Source organism: Algiphilus sp. (assembly GCF_965216485.1).
Taxonomy (GTDB): Bacteria; Pseudomonadota; Gammaproteobacteria; order Nevskiales; family Nevskiaceae; genus Algiphilus.
In genome coordinates this window covers 1,993,034-2,011,473 of record NZ_OZ244162.1, presented here as the reverse complement: position 1 = coordinate 2,011,473, position 18,440 = coordinate 1,993,034, and the positions used below count along the sequence as shown (strand labels likewise).

The 18,440-nt window shown below is 63.5% G+C and carries 13 protein-coding genes and 4 tRNA genes; 6 read left to right on the top strand and 11 right to left on the bottom strand.

Annotation, left to right across the window (positions count from 1 at the left end; translation table 11 throughout):
• Window positions 1-17: 17 nt before the first annotated feature.
• The 5 genes from ACOOFO_RS09260 to uvrB all read right to left on the bottom strand — a co-directional run bounded on the left by ACOOFO_RS09260 (window position 18) and on the right by uvrB (window position 7,149).
• On the bottom strand, window positions 18-1,760 hold the full coding sequence (locus ACOOFO_RS09260) for a patatin-like phospholipase family protein (protein ID WP_420426496.1): 1,743 nt from the start codon (window positions 1,758-1,760) through the stop codon (window positions 18-20).
• 47 nt (window positions 1,761-1,807) lie between these two features.
• The gene (locus ACOOFO_RS09255; protein WP_420426495.1) at window positions 1,808-2,827 is read right to left on the bottom strand and encodes a class I fructose-bisphosphate aldolase; all 1,020 of its coding nucleotides are present in this window, start codon (window positions 2,825-2,827) and stop codon (window positions 1,808-1,810) included.
• Between the two features lie 531 nt (window positions 2,828-3,358).
• A tRNA-Val gene (locus ACOOFO_RS09250) sits at window positions 3,359-3,435 on the bottom strand.
• A gap of 46 nt (window positions 3,436-3,481) precedes the next feature.
• Window positions 3,482-4,927 carry a sodium:proton antiporter NhaD gene (gene nhaD / locus ACOOFO_RS09245; RefSeq protein ID WP_420426494.1) on the bottom strand — a complete coding sequence of 482 codons (1,446 nt, stop codon included), beginning with the start codon at window positions 4,925-4,927 and terminating at the stop codon, window positions 3,482-3,484.
• 137 nt (window positions 4,928-5,064) lie between these two features.
• A complete protein-coding gene (gene uvrB, locus ACOOFO_RS09240) occupies window positions 5,065-7,149 on the bottom strand; it encodes an excinuclease ABC subunit UvrB (RefSeq protein WP_420426493.1) in 2,085 nt (694 codons plus the stop codon).
• Between the two features lie 72 nt (window positions 7,150-7,221).
• On the opposite strand from uvrB, the gene ACOOFO_RS09235 reads away from it, so the two are divergent.
• From ACOOFO_RS09235 to ACOOFO_RS09225, 3 genes are all read left to right on the top strand, one after another.
• Entirely contained in the window at window positions 7,222-8,406 is a 1,185-nt protein-coding gene (locus ACOOFO_RS09235) for a pyridoxal phosphate-dependent aminotransferase (protein ID WP_420426492.1), read from the top strand.
• Between the two features lie 53 nt (window positions 8,407-8,459).
• Window positions 8,460-8,535 (top strand) — tRNA-Asn (locus tag ACOOFO_RS09230).
• A 610-nt stretch (window positions 8,536-9,145) separates the two neighbouring features.
• Window positions 9,146-9,442: a hypothetical protein gene (locus ACOOFO_RS09225; RefSeq protein ID WP_420426491.1), complete on the top strand. Its 297-nt coding sequence runs from the start codon at window positions 9,146-9,148 to the stop codon at window positions 9,440-9,442.
• Here ACOOFO_RS09225 and ACOOFO_RS09220 read toward each other — a convergent pair.
• On the bottom strand, window positions 9,439-10,251 hold the full coding sequence (locus ACOOFO_RS09220) for a hypothetical protein (protein WP_420426490.1): 813 nt from the start codon (window positions 10,249-10,251) through the stop codon (window positions 9,439-9,441). The two genes, ACOOFO_RS09225 and ACOOFO_RS09220, sit on opposite strands and share 4 nt — an antisense overlap.
• 4 nt (window positions 10,252-10,255) lie before the next feature.
• On the bottom strand, window positions 10,256-11,644 hold the full coding sequence (locus tag ACOOFO_RS09215) for an Ig-like domain-containing protein (RefSeq protein ID WP_420426489.1): 1,389 nt from the start codon (window positions 11,642-11,644) through the stop codon (window positions 10,256-10,258).
• Window positions 11,645-11,788: 144 nt separating this feature from the next.
• Here ACOOFO_RS09215 and ACOOFO_RS09210 point away from each other — a divergent pair.
• The 3 genes from ACOOFO_RS09210 (at window position 11,789) to ACOOFO_RS09200 (ending at window position 14,540) form a co-directional block, all read left to right on the top strand.
• A tRNA-Arg gene (locus ACOOFO_RS09210) sits at window positions 11,789-11,865 on the top strand.
• Between the two features lies 1 nt (window position 11,866).
• Window positions 11,867-13,648 (top strand): AAA family ATPase, encoded by a 1,782-nt coding sequence (locus ACOOFO_RS09205; RefSeq protein ID WP_420426488.1) that lies wholly within the window; start codon window positions 11,867-11,869, stop codon window positions 13,646-13,648.
• Window position 13,649: 1 nt separating this feature from the next.
• Window positions 13,650-14,540, top strand: a complete 891-nt coding sequence (locus ACOOFO_RS09200) for a general secretion pathway protein GspB (protein ID WP_420426487.1) — start codon at window positions 13,650-13,652, stop codon at window positions 14,538-14,540.
• Window positions 14,541-14,557: 17 nt separating this feature from the next.
• Here the strand turns inward: ACOOFO_RS09200 and ACOOFO_RS09195 are convergent, their stop codons facing one another.
• From ACOOFO_RS09195 to ACOOFO_RS09180, 4 genes are all read right to left on the bottom strand, one after another.
• A complete protein-coding gene (locus tag ACOOFO_RS09195; protein WP_420426486.1) occupies window positions 14,558-15,787 on the bottom strand; it encodes an acetylornithine/succinyldiaminopimelate transaminase in 1,230 nt (409 codons plus the stop codon).
• Window positions 15,788-15,839: 52 nt separating this feature from the next.
• Window positions 15,840-15,915, bottom strand: a tRNA-Ala gene (locus tag ACOOFO_RS09190).
• A gap of 45 nt (window positions 15,916-15,960) precedes the next feature.
• Window positions 15,961-16,740, bottom strand: coding sequence for a slipin family protein (locus tag ACOOFO_RS09185; RefSeq protein WP_420426485.1), 780 nt, complete (start codon window positions 16,738-16,740; stop codon window positions 15,961-15,963).
• 53 nt (window positions 16,741-16,793) lie between these two features.
• Complete coding sequence (locus tag ACOOFO_RS09180; RefSeq protein WP_420426484.1) at window positions 16,794-18,260, bottom strand: NfeD family protein; 1,467 nt, start codon at window positions 18,258-18,260, stop codon at window positions 16,794-16,796.
• Between the last annotated feature and the right edge of the window lie 180 nt (window positions 18,261-18,440).

Below are 18,440 nucleotides of genomic sequence, written 5' to 3'. Positions count from 1 at the left end.
TGGTACCTTTGAGTCCCTCACTCGCGGTCGGCGTCCTGCAGCCACTGTGTCAACCGTTCTTCGGCGTGCTCGGTGGCGCGGTCGATGATGTCATCGAAGTGTTCCCAATCGAACATTGCCGTGCCCGCCACTGGCATCCGGAGATAGAGGTCGGTCCGCGCGGCTCGCGCTTCCAGCTCGTCACGGGTCGACAGCGTGGCCGTGCGATAGAGCAGCTTGAAGATGTTGATCCGTTCAGCCGTCTCCCCCACTGACTCACCACGGCGCACGCCGAAATTCTCGTCCGCCGACACGTCGGAAGCGATGACCGGACCGCGCCCCAGATCCGCAAGGGCATTGGACGGCACCGGCGTCAGCACGCCCCCGTCCACCAGTACATCACCGTTATAGATGATGGGCGGCGCCACCCCCGGCACCGACATGCTGGCGACGAGCCAATGCGCCAGTTGGCCATTGTCATGCAGTTCCGGGGTAGCGCGCGTCAGATTGGTTGTCATGCACGCGAAATAGCCGCGCATTTCCTCAATGCGCGTCTTGCCGAACAACTGCTCCAGGTGCAGCCGTGCCCGGCGGGCACGAATCAGCGAGACCCGCGGCAATGTAAAGTCATTCAGTAGATTGCGCGCCACGAACATGTCGTGCGCAATGGCCCGTGTCGCCTGGGCGTCATGTCCGGTTCCATAGAGGGCCCCCATCAATGCGCCCATGCTGGTGCCAACGATAAGATCGGCGCGCAGACCCAGGCGCTCCATGGCCCGGAACAGGCCGATATGCGCGAAACCTCTTGCGCCTCCGCCGCCCAACGCCAGACCAATGGCCTGGCCGGTCAGCAAGCGCACCATGCGATCGAAGGCGGCCCGGTCTCCCACCTCTACGCGGTGATGCATCCTTGCCCCGTACAGCGCGCGCCAGGCAAGCCGGTCGCTGGCGCCTGCGCCCACGATGACCACTTCTGGTTCGGCCCGCCCTTCGAGGCGCCCCATCCGCTCGCTCAGGGCCGAGGCACGGGCCGCTACCCCGGACGATGCCACGACAATCACGCGATCCGCCTGGCGCAGGCATCGACCACACCACGCGTCATCGTTCTGGCGCGCCATATAGACAACGAAGCGGTAGTCCGACTCAAGGCCGTCGAGCAACGCGACCCCTTCGGGTGAGGTCAGGTCCCAATCGCAACGCCGCTGCACCCCGGGTCCATCCAGGCAGTGACCGTCGGTTCGGACGACCGAATCGCGTTCTGCGAGCGACTTGATCAGATGATCGGCGACCACTTCCACGGGCGCGCCCTCGTGGGCGGGCACAATCGCCAAGGTGCGTGCGCTGCGGCGCTCATCGCCAACGCGTCGCGGCGGCGCATAGAGAACCGCCTGCAGCCAGCGGCGCATGGCCTCTCGCCCAAAGGTCGGGTGGCGGTACAGCAAACGCTCCACTGCGCCTTCGGGGATGCGCAATACTTCGCTGTCTCTTACCGCCCGCAAGGTTGCGCGATGCGCCATGCCGGCCATAAGCGAGAGCCCGCCCATCATCTCGCCGGAGCGCAGTTCGCGGACCACTTCCGTGCCCTGCTCCGTCTCACGTTCGGCGCGCAGACGTCCGTGGGCGACCAGATAGAGCCCGTCGCCCGGGCTCCCTTCCCGGTAGAGCACCTCTCCGCCTTCAATGCGGAGCAACTCGCACTGACGCGACAGACGCGCGCGCCCGATCCTGCCGAGGGTGGCAAAGACCGGGTTCTGCTTCAGCGCATCCTCAATGCGTGCCATCACCGCCTTCCGTCTGGCTGCGGGACCGGCACGGGCTGCTGCGACGCCTAGGCGGCTTCCTCCATGGCCTCGCTATACCGCCCCGTTGCGGCAAGGCCATTGAGTTTGGCGCGATGGAAAAAGGCCTTCTGCGCTGCCTCGACACGCTCGCTCTTGCCGCCCCATGCCTTCAGTGCAGGCGCCTGGAGCGCACGACCATAGGAGAAGGTCAAAGCCCACGGCGCGGAGCCCAGCTTGTTCATCGCATCCAGATGCTGGGTCGCCAATTCGTCGGACTGACCGCCCGACAGGAAGGCGACCCCCGGGACAGCACTGGGGACGCACCGCCGCAACGTGCGTACCGTGGCTTCAGCCACTTCGTTGACGCTGGCCTGCTGCGGGCACTTCTTGCCGGAAATCACCATATTCGGCTTCAGCACCATGCCTTCGAGAAGCACGCGTTGCAGGCGCAGCTCCTCAAAGGTGGCGTCGAGCACTTGGCGCGTCACCGCCTCACACACGCCAATGGTGTTGTCGCCGTCCATCAGGACTTCTGGCTCGACGATAGGCGTAATGCCCGCCTCCTGGCACAAGGCCGCGTAGCGCGCCAGCGCGTGGGCATTGGTCGCAATGGCGTATTCGGAAGGCAAGCCATCAGCAATCGTGATGACCGCGCGCCATTTCGCGAAGAGCGCCCCCGCCTCGCGGAAGGCCGTCAGGCGCTCGCGCAAACCATCAAGGCCCTCGGTCACGGTCTCGCCTTCTGCTCCGGCCAAGGGCTTGGCACCCTTGTCGACCTTGATGCCCGGAACGATTCCGCGATCGGCCAGCAATTTCGGGAAGGGGGTACCGTCGGAGGTTGCCTGAAAGAGTGTCTCTTCGAACAGGATGGCGCCGCTGATGTATTCCTCGACACCGGGTGTCGTGAAAAGCAGATCGCGATAGGCGCGGCGATGCTCCTCGGTACTTTCCACGTCGATACTGTCGAAGCGCTTCTTGATCGTTCCGGTCGATTCATCCGCGGCCAAAATGCCGCGCCCCGGGGCCACCATCTTGCGTGCTGTTTCAGCCAGTACCTTCTCGTCCATTCCCTTTCCTGCTCCCGAATTCAAAATTCACCCGAATATCGATAGGTCATGCGCGCAAAGTGAAGCACAACACGCTGCGCATGTGACCAGCGGCGCTGGATTCTAGCACTTTGCCCCATGCGCGCCCTTCTCCATGCACGCTGCAGAAGCGAGCGCCTGCCCCTCAAGCACGCCCTGATCGCGCTCACGTCAAGCCTGGGATCAAGGCGTACTGCCATCGGTGAACGGGGACTCCCTCTCAAGGAAGGCAGTTGCGCATGGCTCACTCCGACGGATTGGGGGGCACCGCCAGGCAGTCTGTCAGGCCCAGAAAAGCCCCGGCGTACGGGGCTCTTTCTTCAGGCTTGGTAGGCGCGAGTAGACTCGGCGAAACCGCAGGACGCGGTTTCGCGTGAGCGCAGCGAACCCGAAGGGCGCGGCCCATGGACGGGCCGCGCAACCCCGACCCGCAGGGTCGGTGGTGAGAGTCCACCCGCAGGCTGCCTGTCAGACACAAAAAAGCCCCGGCGTACGGGGCTCTTTCTTCAGGCTTGGTAGGCGCGAGTGGACTCGAACCACCGACCCCCACCATGTCAAGGTGGTGCTCTAACCAACTGAGCTACGCGCCTGCAAGGCGGCGAAGTGTATAGACATGCGCAGCCAGGGGCAATAGGCCTAGGTAAAGTATTCCCCGTTGAGCAGAAAGTGGGTGGCGATACCCGCGGCATAACCGAGCGCGATCGCCCACGACCAACGCAGATGGCCGAAGAAGGTGTAGTAGCCGCGGGCCGTACCCATGACCGCTACTCCGGCCGCCGAGCCAATGGCCAGCAGAGAGCCACCGATGCCGGCCGTCAGCGTGACCAGCAACCACTGACCGTCATTCATGTCCGGATACATGCTCAGTACAGCGAACATCACCGGGATATTGTCAATGACCGCCGAGATGACCCCCATGAGGATGTTCGTCACCGTCGGACCCAGTTCGCCGTAGAGCATTTCGGAACCCACTGACAGATAGCCCAGCGTGCCGAGGCCACCGACGCACATGATGATCCCGTAGAAGAACAGCAGCGTGTCCCACTCCGAACGCGCCACCTGGTTAAAGGTGTTGAGGCGCGGCCCCTTGGTCTGCTGATGCGGGTCGCTGCTCTCGGCACCACTCAGGCCGCCCTGGTCGATCAGGTGATGGTGGACCTCCCCGCCCTTGTGCAAGGCGCCTACGCGGTTGAGCGTGTAGTTCATCAGCATCAGCGCACCCAGGCCACCCATCATGCCCAGCGCGGGCGGCAGGTGGAAGGCCGCATGCAGGGTGACGGTGAGGGCAATGGTGCCGATGAACATGCCGATGATGACCAAGCCGCCAAATCGCACCACCGGGCGCACCGCCAGCGGCTCCGGCGTGGCCTTCGGTACCTGCGTCGCCATGATGGCCGCCGGAATGATCCAGCTCACAAATGCGGGAATGAACAGCACGAGGAACTCATGTGCCGGGAAAACCCCCTTCTGCCACACCATGAGTGTCGTGATGTCGCCGAAGGGACTCCAGGCGCCGCCCGAGTTGGCGGCGACCACGATATTGATGCAGGCCACGGTGACGAAGCGTGGGTGTCCTGCCCCTACCGCGATGGCCACCGAGGCCATGACCAGCGCCGTGGTCATGTTGTCTGCGATGGGCGACAGAAAGAAGGCGATGAGCCCTGTCAGCCAGAACAGGGTGCGCAGGGAAAAGCCGCGCGAGACCAGCCAGCCGCGCAGGGCATCGAAGACGCCACGCTCGTCCAGGGTGTTGATGTAGGTCATCGCGACCAGCAGGAACAGGAACAGCTCGGCAAATTCGATCAGGCTGTGTTGCACCGTGCGATGGACGATCTCGGTATCGCCCATGGCGGCGTAGGTCGCACCGATCATGGACCAGATGATCACCGCACCCAGCAGCACAGGAATCGATTTGCGCAGATGTAGCCACTCCTCCGCCACCACCAGCACGTAGGCAATGACAAAGACGCACAGCGCGATGATGCCCACGGCGGAGCCTGTCAAATCCAATGTCTGCGGGGTTTCGGCCGCGGTAGCCATGACGGGAAGAAAAGCCGTCAGGAGAGCGATCAGCAGGCGCATGGTCTGTTTCAGGCGTGTGAAGGGGTGCGCATCATAGCGGCCCCATGCCCGGTGCGCTTCTGCACTGCACCAAAGTTGTAGGGTTTAACCTGTCAGTAACACGATGTGCAGTGCAAAATTCGCAGCCGAATGCTCGGTCATGCGGCGCTGATCAATCCTTCTTCACGCAGCTTGCGCACGGCATCGCGCAGTCGGGCCGCCTTCTCGAATTCGAGATTCTGCGCCGCTTCAAACATTTCCTTCTCCAGCTTCGCAATCTTCTTGCCGATCTGGTCCGCGGGCACGCGCTCGTATCCGGCTGGTGCCTCTGCCGCCTTCAACCTGCGGTCCGTGCCGCCCTCCACCGCCTTTTCATAGCCTGCGTGCATGACGTCGTCGATGCGCTTGCGGATCCCCTTGGGCGTGATGCCGTGTACCTTGTTGTGCGCGAGCTGCTTGTCTCGGCGGCGCTCGGTTTCGTCGATGGCGCGACGCATGGAGTCGGTGATCTTGTCGGCGTAGAGGATCGCGCGCCCTTCCAGATGTCGGGCGGCACGGCCGATGGTCTGAATCAGCGAGCGTTCCGAACGCAGGAAGCCTTCCTTGTCCGCATCGAGAATGGCCACCAGCGACACCTCGGGGAGATCAAGGCCCTCACGCAACAGGTTGATGCCCACCAGAACATCAAAACTGCCCAGACGCAGCTCGCGGATGATCTCCGCGCGTTCGACGGTATCCACATCCGAGTGCATGTAGCGCACCCGCACACCGTTCTCGTGCAGATAGTCGGTGAGGTCCTCGGCCATGCGCTTGGTCAGCGTGGTGACCAGCACGCGTTCGTCCCGCTCCGCACGAACACGCGCCTCACCAAGCAGATCATCTACCTGCGAGCCGACGGGCCGCACTTCCACCGCCGGGTCGACGAGCCCGGTGGGCCGCACGACCTGCTCGACCACCTGTTCGGTGTGCTCGGCTTCGTAGGGGCCGGGAGTGGCCGATACGAAGATCGATTGCGGCACCAGACGCTCGAACTCCTCGAACTTCAGGGGCCGGTTGTCGAGGGCGGACGGCAGGCGGAAGCCGTATTCGACCAGGGTTTCCTTGCGCGCGCGGTCACCGCGGTACATGCCACCAATCTGCGGCACGGTGACATGCGACTCGTCGATGACAACCAGCGCGTCCGGCGGCAGATAGTCGAACAGACACGGTGGGGGTTCGCCGGCGGCACGGCCGGAGAGATAACGGGAGTAGTTCTCAATGCCGGAGCAGTAACCGATTTCCTGGATCATCTCCAGATCAAAGGTGGTGCGCTGCTCCAGACGCTGTGCCTCCAGCAGCTTCCCTTCGGCGCGGAAGTATTCCAGGCGCTCGCGCAGCTCCTCCTTGATGGCATCGAACATATTGAGCAGGCGCTGCCGCGGAGTCACATAGTGCGATTTGGCGTAAATGGTGGCGCGCGGCACCTTCTGGTGCACCTCCCCCGTCAGCGGGTCGAAATAGCTGATGCTTTCGACCTCGTCGTCGAAGAGTTCGATGCGGACCGCCTGCTCGTCCGATTCCGCGGGATGGATGTCGATGGTCTCGCCGCGCACGCGGTAGGTGCCGCGCTTGAGTTCCATGTCGTTGCGCGTGTACTGCATTTCCGTGAGTCGGCGGATGACTTCCCGCTGGCCCATGCGGTCGCCCACCACCACGTGCAGCACCATCTTGAAGTAGGACTCGGGATCACCCAGGCCATAGATCGCCGAGACCGAAGCCACGATGATCGCGTCCCGCCGCTCCATCAATGCCTTGGTGGCCGACAACCGCATCTGTTCGATGTGGTCGTTGATCGAACTGTCCTTCTCGATGAAGGTGTCGGTCGACGGCACGTAGGCTTCGGGCTGGTAGTAGTCGTAATAGCTGACGAAGTACTCAACCGCGTTGTTCGGGAAGAAGGCCTTGAACTCGCCGTAGAGCTGGGCGGCCAAGGTCTTGTTCGGCGCCATGATCAGCGTTGGCCGCTGTACCTCACTGATGACGTTCGCGATGGTGTAGGTCTTGCCCGAGCCGGTGACGCCCAGCAGGGTCTGATGCAACAACCCGTCATTGAGACCCTGCACGAGAGATTCGATGGCCTGCGGCTGATCACCGGCCGGCGGCCAGTCGGAAGCCAGGGTAAAGGCGTGTTCCTTGCGGCGGCGTAGCCGCACGACCTTGCCGCCGTCGTTCTCCCCTGCTTCGGTTGCGTCCTGTTCGCTCATGAGTTCGTGAAGCTGGGCATGAAGGCGCGTATTATTACGCGCCGATTCCGCACATGTCCCTGGGTTTTCGTCTTGGATACGACACTCGCTGCCCGCGTCAACCGCATCAAGCCTTCTCCTACCCTTGCTGTCACCGCGAAAGCCGCGTCACTGCGCGCCGCTGGAGAGGATGTTCTTTCGTTGGCGGCGGGCGAGCCCGATTTCGACACGCCCGAACACATCAAGGAAGCGGCCATCCGTGGACTGCGGGATGGACACACCAAGTACACCCCGGTTGGGGGTACGCCGGCGCTCAAGAAGGCCATCATCGCCAAGCACGCCGAGGACAATGCACTGGAGTACAAGCCCTCGCAGATCATCGCCTCCGTGGGCGGCAAGCAGGCCTGCTACAACGTCTGCCAGGCGCTGCTCGATGCCGGCGACGAAGTGCTGATCCCGGCGCCCTATTGGGTCTCCTATCCGGACATGGCGCTGCTTGCTGATGGCACACCGCGCATCATCGAGACCACGGCGGAGCAGCGCTTCAAGATGACGCCGGAGTCGCTGGAAGCGGCCATTACACCGGCATCCCGCCTGCTGTTCCTCAACAGCCCGTCCAATCCGTCGGGCATGGCCTACAGCAAGGAAGAGCTCGCCGCCCTGGGCGAGGTGCTGCGGCGGCACCCTCGCATCGTCATTGCCAGCGATGACATGTACGAAAAGATTCTCTGGGGCGATGCGCCTTTCGCCAACATCATCAATGCCTGTCCGGATCTGTACGAGCGCACGGTCGTCATCCACGCCGTCTCGAAGACTTATTCGATGACGGGCTGGCGCCTCGGCTGGTCCGCGGGGCCGGAATGGCTGATCACGGCCATGGCGAATATCCAGTCCCAATCCACATCCAACCCCACTTCCATTGCCCAGGACGCTGCCATCGCGGCGCTCACCGGCGATCAGTCCTGCGTGGAGGAGATGAGAGCGGCCTTCAAGACGCGACACGACAAGCTGGTTGCCGGTCTCGCTGCCCTGCCCGGTGTTGAATGTAACCCCGGCGACGGCACTTTCTACGCCTTCCCGGATTTCTCGGACGCCATGCAAGCCGCCGGCTTTGACGATGACGTGGCCTATGCCAACCACATCCTGGACGAAGCCAAGGTGGCCCTGGTGCCCGGTTCCGCCTTTGGCGCACCCGGCTGCATGCGCCTGTCCTTCGCGACTGCGCAGGATGTGCTGGATGCAGCGGTAGAACGGCTCGGTACCCTTCTGCGGCAATAAGTGTCAAAAAGGCTTGCGACCCGCGCAATCGGCCCTTAGAATGCGCGGCCTCTTCCGCGATAGCTCAGTTGGTAGAGCAAGTGACTGTTAATCACTGGGTCGTTGGTTCGAGTCCAACTCGCGGAGCCAGTAACGATAACCCCGGCCTTGGCGTCGGGGTTTTTCGTTTGCGTCAGCGTAAGGCTCGCACCAACGACTGCGTCGTTGGTTGGCGCGCACTTCCATGTGCCCGCCCCTCCGCTTCGCTCCGGGCTACGGCGCTCCGCGCCTCCGCGCGGCCTTGTTCCGGACAAGGCCGTCGAGTCCAACTCGCGGAGCCAGTAACGATAACCCCGGCCTTGGCGTCGGGGTTTTTCGTTTGCGTCAGCGTGCGGCTCTCACCAACGACTCCGTCGTTGGTTGTCAGGCCCGTCCATGGGCCTGACCCTCCGCTCCGCTGCGGGCTACGGCGCTTCGCGCCTGCGCATGGCCTTGTTCCGGACAAGGCCGTCGAGTCCAACTCGCGGAGCCAGTAACGATAACCCCGGCCTTGGCGTCGGGGTTTTTCGTTTGCGTCAGCGTAAGGCTCTCACCAACGACTCCGTCGTTGGTTGGCGGGCACTTCCATGTGCCCGCCCCTCCACTTCGCTCCGGGCTCCGGCGCTCCGCGCCTCCGCGCATCCAATGCCGTTAGACTCCGCGCATGTGGCTCTTAAGAAATGCAAATGCAATCCCGACGCTCCTGATCGTCGTGGGCGCGATGCTGGCCGCCTACAACGGTTACACCTTGTGGCAGCACGAATCACTGACGCCCCGTCAGATCGACCGAGAGGCGCAGCAACAACTGGAAGCACTCGAAGACAGGCGCGGACCCCACCTGAGCCCCATCCAAGGGGAGCGCCGACAACAGCTATTGGAACGGCTGCGGGCTGAGGTCAAAGGCATCCACGAACAACCTTATCGCGATGCCTCCCGCTGGTTCTTCCTCGGCATGGGCTGCCTCATCATTGGCCTGGGGCACCGGCTTGCCGGTGCCCTCCAGCAGCGGTATTTCTAGACCTGAGCAGGCTGTTCCGGTTCCGGCGGCGGTGCGGGTGGCGCGACGACCTGGACCGAGTACGAGAAGATCGAGACCACGCCGGACGGTGACTCCACGCTGAGTTGCACGAGAGCCGAACCGTCCGGGTCGCCGGGCTCCAGTTCACTCGCCTTGAATGCGAATCCGTAGGTATTGCCCGCGGCGGTATCGTTTGTCGTGCAGGGGACGGTGTAGCCCGTGGTCCCGACTAGCTCTCCATCACCATCTACCGAAAGCGAAATGGACGTCTCAGCCGGCAACGGTTGGTCATTGAGATCGCGCAGCACGAAGGCGATGATCAGATTCTGGTTCGAATCGACCGTAAAGGTGCTGGTCGATGGACTGAAACTCGCCGTGCTGCCGGAGAACAGCACATCCCGGCTGTTATCCACCAGTGGGGAGGAATCCGACATGATGACCGGAACCACGCGGCGCACATTCAGCGTGCGAGATCCTTCCGGGGAACATGCGGCCGGGTCGTTGCACAGCACACCGGTGAAGAGGCCGTCTCCGTTGTCGTAAGTGCCGTCGTTATCGAAATCGAGGAACTCCTCGCCGCCGTTGCGGAATTGCGGATCGAGGTCGCGCCTTCCATCGGAATCGTCGTCCCGGAAGGCTTCAGGCAGGTCGGTAAACTGCTCTTCGCTGTCATACCGCCCGTCGCCGTTAAGGTCAGTGAAGCTTTCCTCTCCGATCGCGGTGACGAGCACAGCCGACCGGCCCGCCCGGGATGCACCCTCCGTACCAACCACCGAGCATCGCTCATCGGTACCGGCCGTTCCATTCACGGAATCACAGCCATTGAAAGCCTGGGGACGAGGATCCTGGCTGGTCCACGTCACAGCGGCTGCCCTCCGTCGTTTGACATCCTGGCTGTACGGAACCGCCTTCCGTGGTCAGGGAGATCGCCGTTCCGTCCGGTACTGGATTGTTGAACCGGTCCGCGGCGCGGATCGTGATGCCGGTAGTAGCACCGTCGCGACGCCATCCCTCGATATTGAAGCACTCGACGGCAACCGAGAAGCTGTCATTGTCGGGGATATTGGTGCTTACGACCAATTGATCAGACTGCGAACGAATCGTTTCACCATCGCGCGTGACCGTTGCCGTCACCCGGACCGTAGTAGCAACAGTGCCGGCAGACACCGTCGTCTGGACTTCGCCATTGCCATCCGTCGTGCCTTGGGGTGGCGTGATCGAAATGCCGCCTACGCTGGTATTCAGCGAAAATTGGACCGTCTCTCCCACCACCGGCCCGCCTGATACATCCTCCACACGGAACGTCACCCGCGAAGTGGTTGGACGCCCGCTGCCCTGCAGTCCAACAAAATCAGGATCGGCATCCACGAAGGTGATGGAACCGAGCTCTGCAGGCTCGACATTGATGATGCCGTTGGCTTGAAGCGATTCCCCATTGACCTGGATGCGTGCCGTGATGGCGTCATCACCGGAGCAGCCCTGTGCGCGATAGGAGACGGACACACTGCCAGAATTCAGCGGTGCCGGATTGGGCACTACCGCCGCCAGCCCATCGCCGATACAGGCCGAAGTGAATTGCACCTCGGCAGTGCCATCAAAGGGCTGATTGTTGTTGGCAATGTCCACCAGGTTCAGATTGAGCCCCGAACTCCCGCCAGCCGACAAAGGTGTCTGCCCGATACCGATCACACCGGCCTCGAAAGTACCGTCGCGCGTCACCCCCAATCGGAACTCCGGTGGCGTCGGTCGATTCGGAGCCACGACCGGGATAGTCACCGTTTGCTCCACGCCACCCGAGGCCGCCAGCACGGTGATCTCCCGCAGACTCGGGTCGCCCCCAGTGGTGAGGATGGCGCTGGCGCGTCCCTGTGTATCCGTTGTTCCCGAAACGACCTGCAGCGCACCGGAAGTGGCGGCGAAGTCCACAGTGGCGCCGGAAAGGACGCGATTGTTCGCGTCTCGCACCTGCGCTGTCAGCACAATGCCCTGATCCGGATTGACCGCGTCGGACGGAAGCTCACTGCGATCCTGCAGGATCACGAGATCGGCAACGCCCACATCCTGCCCCGGATCATCCTGATCGGGGTTCTGGCCATTGAAGCCCCCACCGCCGGAACCTAGCTGCGCGTCCCCTCCACACCCTGCCAGCCCGCCGAGAACGACGAGTGCGCTGAGGATGCTCCAGTATTTGATTGTCGGCATTCGTGCCCCTTGTTTATGGATTGCCGCGTGCTAGCGCCTGATACTACGGGCCTCAACCCTGCTCCACAAGGCAGAACATCCGGTAATTCATACCGCTGCGCCCGAAGTCACGAAGTGACGTGAAGCGGTATCCTGCGCCTCTCCGTCCTCGTAGCTCAGCTGGATAGAGCAGTCGCCTCCTAAGCGACAGGTCGCAGGTTCAAATCCTGCCGAGGACGCCACTTGACTGCCGCGCAGCGGATTCCGGTGTACACGCACTTTTTCCGATTCAGTGAAGCGCCGTTTGCGATCACGCCCGATCCGGCCTTCCTCTACCTTTCGCCGCACCACCATGAGGCGCTGGCGCACTTGCTCTATGGCACCGGGGAGGCGGGTGGATTCGTTCAGCTCACGGGCGAAGTCGGCACCGGCAAGACCACGGTCATCCGCACCTTGCTTGAGCAGAAGATGCCCGAGGTCGATGTCGCGCTGATTCTCAATCCGCGCCAGAGCACGGAAGAGTTCCTGGAGTCGATCTGTGATGAGCTAGGCGTCACCTACCCCGACCATGCATCCCTGAAGCAGCTGGTCGACCATTTGAATCGCCACCTGCTCGCGACCCACAGCCAGGGGCGGCGTACGGTACTCATCATCGACGAGGCCCAGAACCTGGCCGAGGATGTGCTCGAGCAGGTGCGCCTGCTCACCAACCTGGAAACCAGCAAGGAGAAGCTGCTGCGCATCATGCTGATCGGCCAGCCGGAGCTGGACGATCTGCTGTCCCTCCCCAGCCTTCGCCAGCTCGCGCAGCGCATCACTGCCCGCTTTCACCTCACGGCGCTGGACCGTTTCGAAACCGCCGAGTACATCGCGCATCGTCTGCGCGTGGCAGGCGGCGACGCCGAAATTTTCACGCCCGCTGCCATGCGCGCCGCCTACAAGGCATCCGAGGGGATCCCGCGTCGCATCAATATCATCTGCGACCGCGCCCTGCTGGCTGCCTACTCCGCAGGTACGCGCACGGTCACTGCATCCATGGTCCGTCAGGCAGGAAGGGACACCGCGCCGAAGCGCTTGAAGCGCGCCCTGCCCGCGCTGCGCCTGGCCTGGATTCCTGGCCTGGCTTTCGCTGGCATGCTGGCAGTTGCAGGTCTGCTGCAGTTCTGGTCGGTCGATCCACTGGACAGTGCCCCGGCAACCGCCTCAACACCACCCACCCCTCGGGAGGCGCCCTCATCACCTCCGGCGCCTGCGTCTACCGCTGATGGACTTCCTGCGCTGGTCTGGGCGCCTGACAGCACACCAACCCCACAAAGCCGCGACGAGGCGGCGCGCCCCACTCAAACGGAGTCCGATGAACCGTCGGAGGCCCCGCCCACCGCCGCCCCGGCCGCGCAAACGCCTCCACTCAGTGCGCAGGCACTGATTCGTGAGACACCGCCGCTCGGAACACAGGTCGAACTTCTGCTCGGTCTGTGGGACAGCAGCCTCGAGATTCCTGCCGGGACCGCCGTATGCAGCGCCGTTCGCCGCATTTCCCTGCGCTGCCTGCGCGGAGACGGCAGCTGGGAAGACCTGCAGCGCTTTGATCGACCCGCCATCCTGACCCTGGTGTCGGCCTCGGGCGCACGGAGTCATGTACTGCTGCGGGGCGTTGACGGACCGACCGCCCGCATTGTGGTCGATGGCGCACTGCGGCCCGTGGAGCGCAGCCTGCTTGATCTGCTGTGGAACGGCGAATTCCTGCTGTTCTGGCGTGCCGAAGAAGGTGTCGATGTGCTGCGACCCGGCGACCGTGGCCCACAGATCGAGTGGCTCCATCGCAGCATGGCGGCCCTGGCCGGAGAACCGATCATTGGCCCAGTCAGCGACCGCTTCGATCCCGCACTTCGCGACCGCGTCGAAGCCTTCCAGGCACGGCACGGCCTTACCGTGGATGGCCACGTGGGTGAACGTACCCATCTGATGCTGATGCAACAGCTGCACCCGGACGACGGCCCGCGTCTGTTGTCGGAGGAAGGCTGAGGTGTCGCATATTCTTGATGCCCTGCGCCAGGCCGAAGACGAGCGCCGCCTCGGCAAGCCACCCGGCCGCAGCGCCATTGCCAGCCCCTTGCGCGCGGCGCGTCGAGGCAGCCCACCCTGGCTGCTATGGCTGCTCCCATTGCTCTGCGCCCTCGGTCTTGGTGCGGTTCTCTGGTTGAGCGATACGCGCCTCCAATCGCCGACGCCGGAACCGGAGCCGGCGAGCGTCGCACCGGCGGCTCAGAACGCCGGCACACAACCGCCCGCCCAGACGGGCACACCTCCGACACCGCTTGACGCAGCGCCCACGTCCGAAGTGCCCAGTACGCGGCCCCGCATCGAAGCCGAGCCCCCGGCGGCTGCGCCCCCGCGCGGCGCCCCAACACCCGCCGCTCGCGAGGATACCCTCACCACCGATGCCATGCCACGCGCGCAACTCGGTGACGCCCAGCGGATCGATTCGCTGGATGCCCTCTACGACGGACCCGCGGAAGGCACCCCCAGCGCCGCGCCAACCGCTGCCCGTACCGAAGCGACCCCCGAGGCTCCACCGCTCCAGCCCCAGGACATCTTCCGCGATGCGCCCGCGCCCTCAGCCTTCCCAACGGAAGCACCAACGCGTGACCCGGTGGCGCCGGCACCAACATCGCCAGATCTGGATGCGGGTCGTTGGGCGGAGCTGCCACGCGCCTCAAGCGTGGATATGCCGGCCATTCGCATCGACGTCCACGTCTACAACGACAACCCGGAGCGGCGCTTTGTACGCATCGATGGCCGGCGCCGAGCGGAGGGCGATCGCCTGGACAACGGCGCCGTCATCGAGGCCATCACGCGCGAAGGACTGGTGCTGCGCTGGCGCGGCATGCGTCTGGCGCAGCCGCTGGATCGCTAGCTAGGCCTTAATCACGCTCAGCCCGCCACCAGGCGCTGTACGGCACGCTCGAGCCGCTCCATGCCGTCCGCCATTTCCTGCTCGCTGAGGTTCAGCGGGGGAGCAAAGCGCACTACGTCCGGACCGGCCACCAGACACCAGACGCCTTCACGATGTCCGACCTTGACGACGTCCCCAGCGCGCCCGGCCCAGGCCTCGGACACCACCGCACCCAGGAGCAGGCCCAGCCCCCGCACTTCCCGGAAGACGCCGTACTGGTCGCCGATTCGTGCAAGCGCCTGGCGCATGGCGTGGCCGCGGATCTCTACCGTTTGCAGGAAAGCAGGATCATTGACCAGCTCGAGCACCCGCTGCGCCACGGCGCAGCCGAGCGGGTTGCCGCCAAAGGTGGTGCCATGCGTGCCCGCCGGCAGGTACTCGGCCCAATCACGCTTGGTCAGCATCGCCCCGATGGGAAAGCCTCCACCCAACCCCTTGGCCGTGGTCATCACGTCCGGCACCACGCCGGCCTGCATATAGCCGTAGAGATGGCCGGTTCTGCCGACGCCGGATTGCACTTCATCGAAGATCAGCGTTGCATCGACGCGATCAGCGGCTGCACGTAGCGCCTTCAGGAACTCGGCATTGCCGGGAATCACGCCTCCTTCACCCTGAATGGGCTCGGCAATGATCGCGCAGACATCATCCGTCACCGCCGCCTCGAGCGCGCCCGTGTCGTTGTACGGAAGGTGCTTGATTCCTTCCGGCAGCGGACCGAAGTGCTCGGTGTACTTGGGCTGCCCGCCCACGCTGACCGTGAACAGCGTGCGCCCGTGGAAGCTGTTGCGAAAGCTCAGGATCGTGCGCTTGTCCGCGCCGTGCTTGAGAGAGGCCCGACGGCGTGCCAGCTTCAAGGCTGCCTCGTTGGCTTCCGCCCCCGAATTGCAGAAAAAGACCCGGTCGGCAAAGGTCAGATCGCACAGGGTGCGCGCCAGGTGCAGTGCGGGCGCGTTGGTCACGATATTCGACACGTGCCAGAGCTTCTGAGCCTGCGCAGTCAGCGCCTCCACCAGCGCCGGATGGCAATGCCCAAGGCTATTGACAGCGATCCCGCCGCCAAAATCGACCAGTTCGTCGCCTTCCGCCGTCCACACGCGTGCACCCGCGCCTTTCAGCGGAACAAAATCCGCCGGTGCGTAGTTCGGCACCATCACTTCGTGATATTCACTGGCGCCAGGCACTGCCGGCGCGGAGTTCTTCGCGTGCATTGTCGACCGTCCAACAAAAAAGCCGGCGCGGGGCCGGCTTTGAAAAGCGTTTTGGTGGAGCGGAGGAGGATCGAACTCCCGACCTTCGCATTGCGAACGCGACGCTCTCCCAGCTGAGCTACCGCCCCATCAAGGCCGCGTAGTGTAGCAGCCAATCGCAATTTTTCCAGGGGTTATTCGTCGTTTTTGGCCTCGGTTCGCGCCTTGTTCTTGGCGTTCTCCAGGAAGGGGGTGATGAGATCCATCGGCAGCGGGAAGACAATCGTGGAATTCTTGTCTCCAGCAACATCGATCAGGGTCTGCATGTAGCGAAGCTGCAGCGCCTGCGGCTGCGAGGACAGCTGCTCCGCCGCCTGGCTGAGCTTCTCCGCGGCCTCCTGCTCACCCGTGGCGTGAATCACCTTGGCACGCCGCGAACGCTCGGCTTCGGCCTGCCGCGCCATGGCACGGATCATCGAATCGTTGAGGTCAACGTGCTTGATTTCAACATTGGCGACCTTGACGCCCCAGGGTTCAGAGGCTTCGTCAAGGATCTTCTGGACGTCCTCATTGAGCTTGTCGCGCTCGGTGAGCATTTCGTCCAGTTCATGCTGGCCGAGCACGGAACGCAGTGTGGTCTGCGCGAGCTGGCTGATCGCTTCGTAGTAGTTCTCGACCTGCAGCATGGCCTTGGAAGGCTCCATGACGCGGAAGTACACGACGGCGTTCACGGAAACCGAGACATTGTCCCGCGAGATGACGTCCTGTGGGGGCACGTCCATCACCACCGTACGCAGATCGACCTTCAACATGCGCTGGAGCACAGGAATGACGATGATCAGGCCGGGCCCCTTCATCGCGGTATAGCGTCCAAGCGTCAGGATGACACCGCGCTCGTACTCCGCGAGCACCTTGAAGGCGGAAGCGATGAGGGCAATGACAACAATGCCCAGTGTGAGCAGCGTGGTAAACATGAATGCCTCCTAAGGGGGGACTGCGGGATAACTGCTTGCCTTTGAACTGCGTCCTATTCCGGTACTACATCCACGGTGAAGCCTTTATGACGCTGAATACGGACGCGCTGACCGGGCGTCAAGGCGTGGTCTGAACGACACTGCCAGCGCTCGCCGTTGACCATCACCCAGCCGCGGCCGTTCTCGAATTGCGTGATCTCGCCGGGTTCTCCATCGAGGGTTCCCTCCTCGCCGGTGGTGATGCGCGCGCGCCGCGAGCGGTAGAGCAGATAGAAGGTGATGCCGAGCAGCAGGGCCGCACTCAGTGAGAGGCCGATGATGACGCCAAGGTTGATGTCGTATCCAGGCACGTCGCTATCCATGAGGAAGATGGAGCCAAGCACGAAGGCCGTGATGCCGCCAAAGCCCAGTATGCCGAAACTGGGGGCCAACGCCTCGGCAATCATCAGCACGATGCCGACAACGATCAGCGCCAGACCGGCGTAGTTCACCGGCATCAGCTGGAAGGCGTACAAGGCCATCAAGAGCGCGATGACGCCGACGGTGCCGGGCAGAATGGCGCCCGGGCTATAGCCCTCCAGCAGCAACCCATAGATGCCGATCATCATCAGGACGTAGGCCACCGTCGGGTTGGTGATGATGGACAGGAACTGATAGCGCCAACCGGGCTCGTAGCGCTGGATGTCGGCATTTTCCAGTGCGAGAACCTGGGTCGCGCCGGAGGCCAGCGCGACTTCGCGGCCGCTGACTGCGCGCAACAGCTCGTCAAGACTGGTCGCCGTCAGGTCCACGACGTTTTTTTCGACGGCCGCCTCGGCGGACAGACTGGCACCCTCCCGGACCGCCTCCTCTGCCCAGTCGGCATTGCGGCCGCGCTTCTCCGCGAGACTGCGGATGTAGGCCACCGCGTCGTTGATCGCCTTCTTCTCCGAAGCCGACAAGTCGGAGCCTCCCTCTTCGTTGGCAGTCGTGTCGCCGTCACCAGCGCCCGCGCCATCCTCGGAGGTCTCTTCAGCCTTAGGCGCCTCGCTACCGCCCTCGCCAGCATTGGGTTTCTGGCTCTCTTCCCCGCCACGATCCGTCGGCATTGGACTGGCTCCCCCACCGCCAATCTGCACCGGCGTGGCGGCGCCGAGATTGGTGGCTGGCGCCATGGCGGAAATGTGTGAGGCGTAGAGCAGATAAGTGCCCGCACTGGCAGCACGCGCGCCTTCGGGGCTGACCCAGGTGATGACCGGTACGCTGGATTGGAGAATGGTCTGGATCATGTCCCGCATGGCAGTCGCCAGACCACCGGGTGTATCCAGTTCAATGACAACCGCCGCAGCGCCGTCGGCTACGGCCTGCCTGTGGGTGCTTTCCAGAAAATCGGCCGTTGCTGGACTGATCGCACCGTTGATGGGGAGCACTGCCACCTTCGGACGATCAGTGGACGCGCTCTCGTCACCAGCCTGCTGGGCGTGCACCCCAAGCCCGAGCACACCGGACATCAACACCGCCAACCAGAGGACTCGACGCATGATGTTCTCGCTCGTGAGCATGTGCGCAGCCTACCAAGATCAGCGCGCAGCGCGTGTGCTCGAGCCCCACTGTCCGAGTCCGGTTCACCCCTGCGCAAGCGGATAGAAACAACGTGTAACTGTCGGGTCCCGGATGATCACCTTCTTCACAATAGGCGCCCACTGCTGATGGGCCGTGAA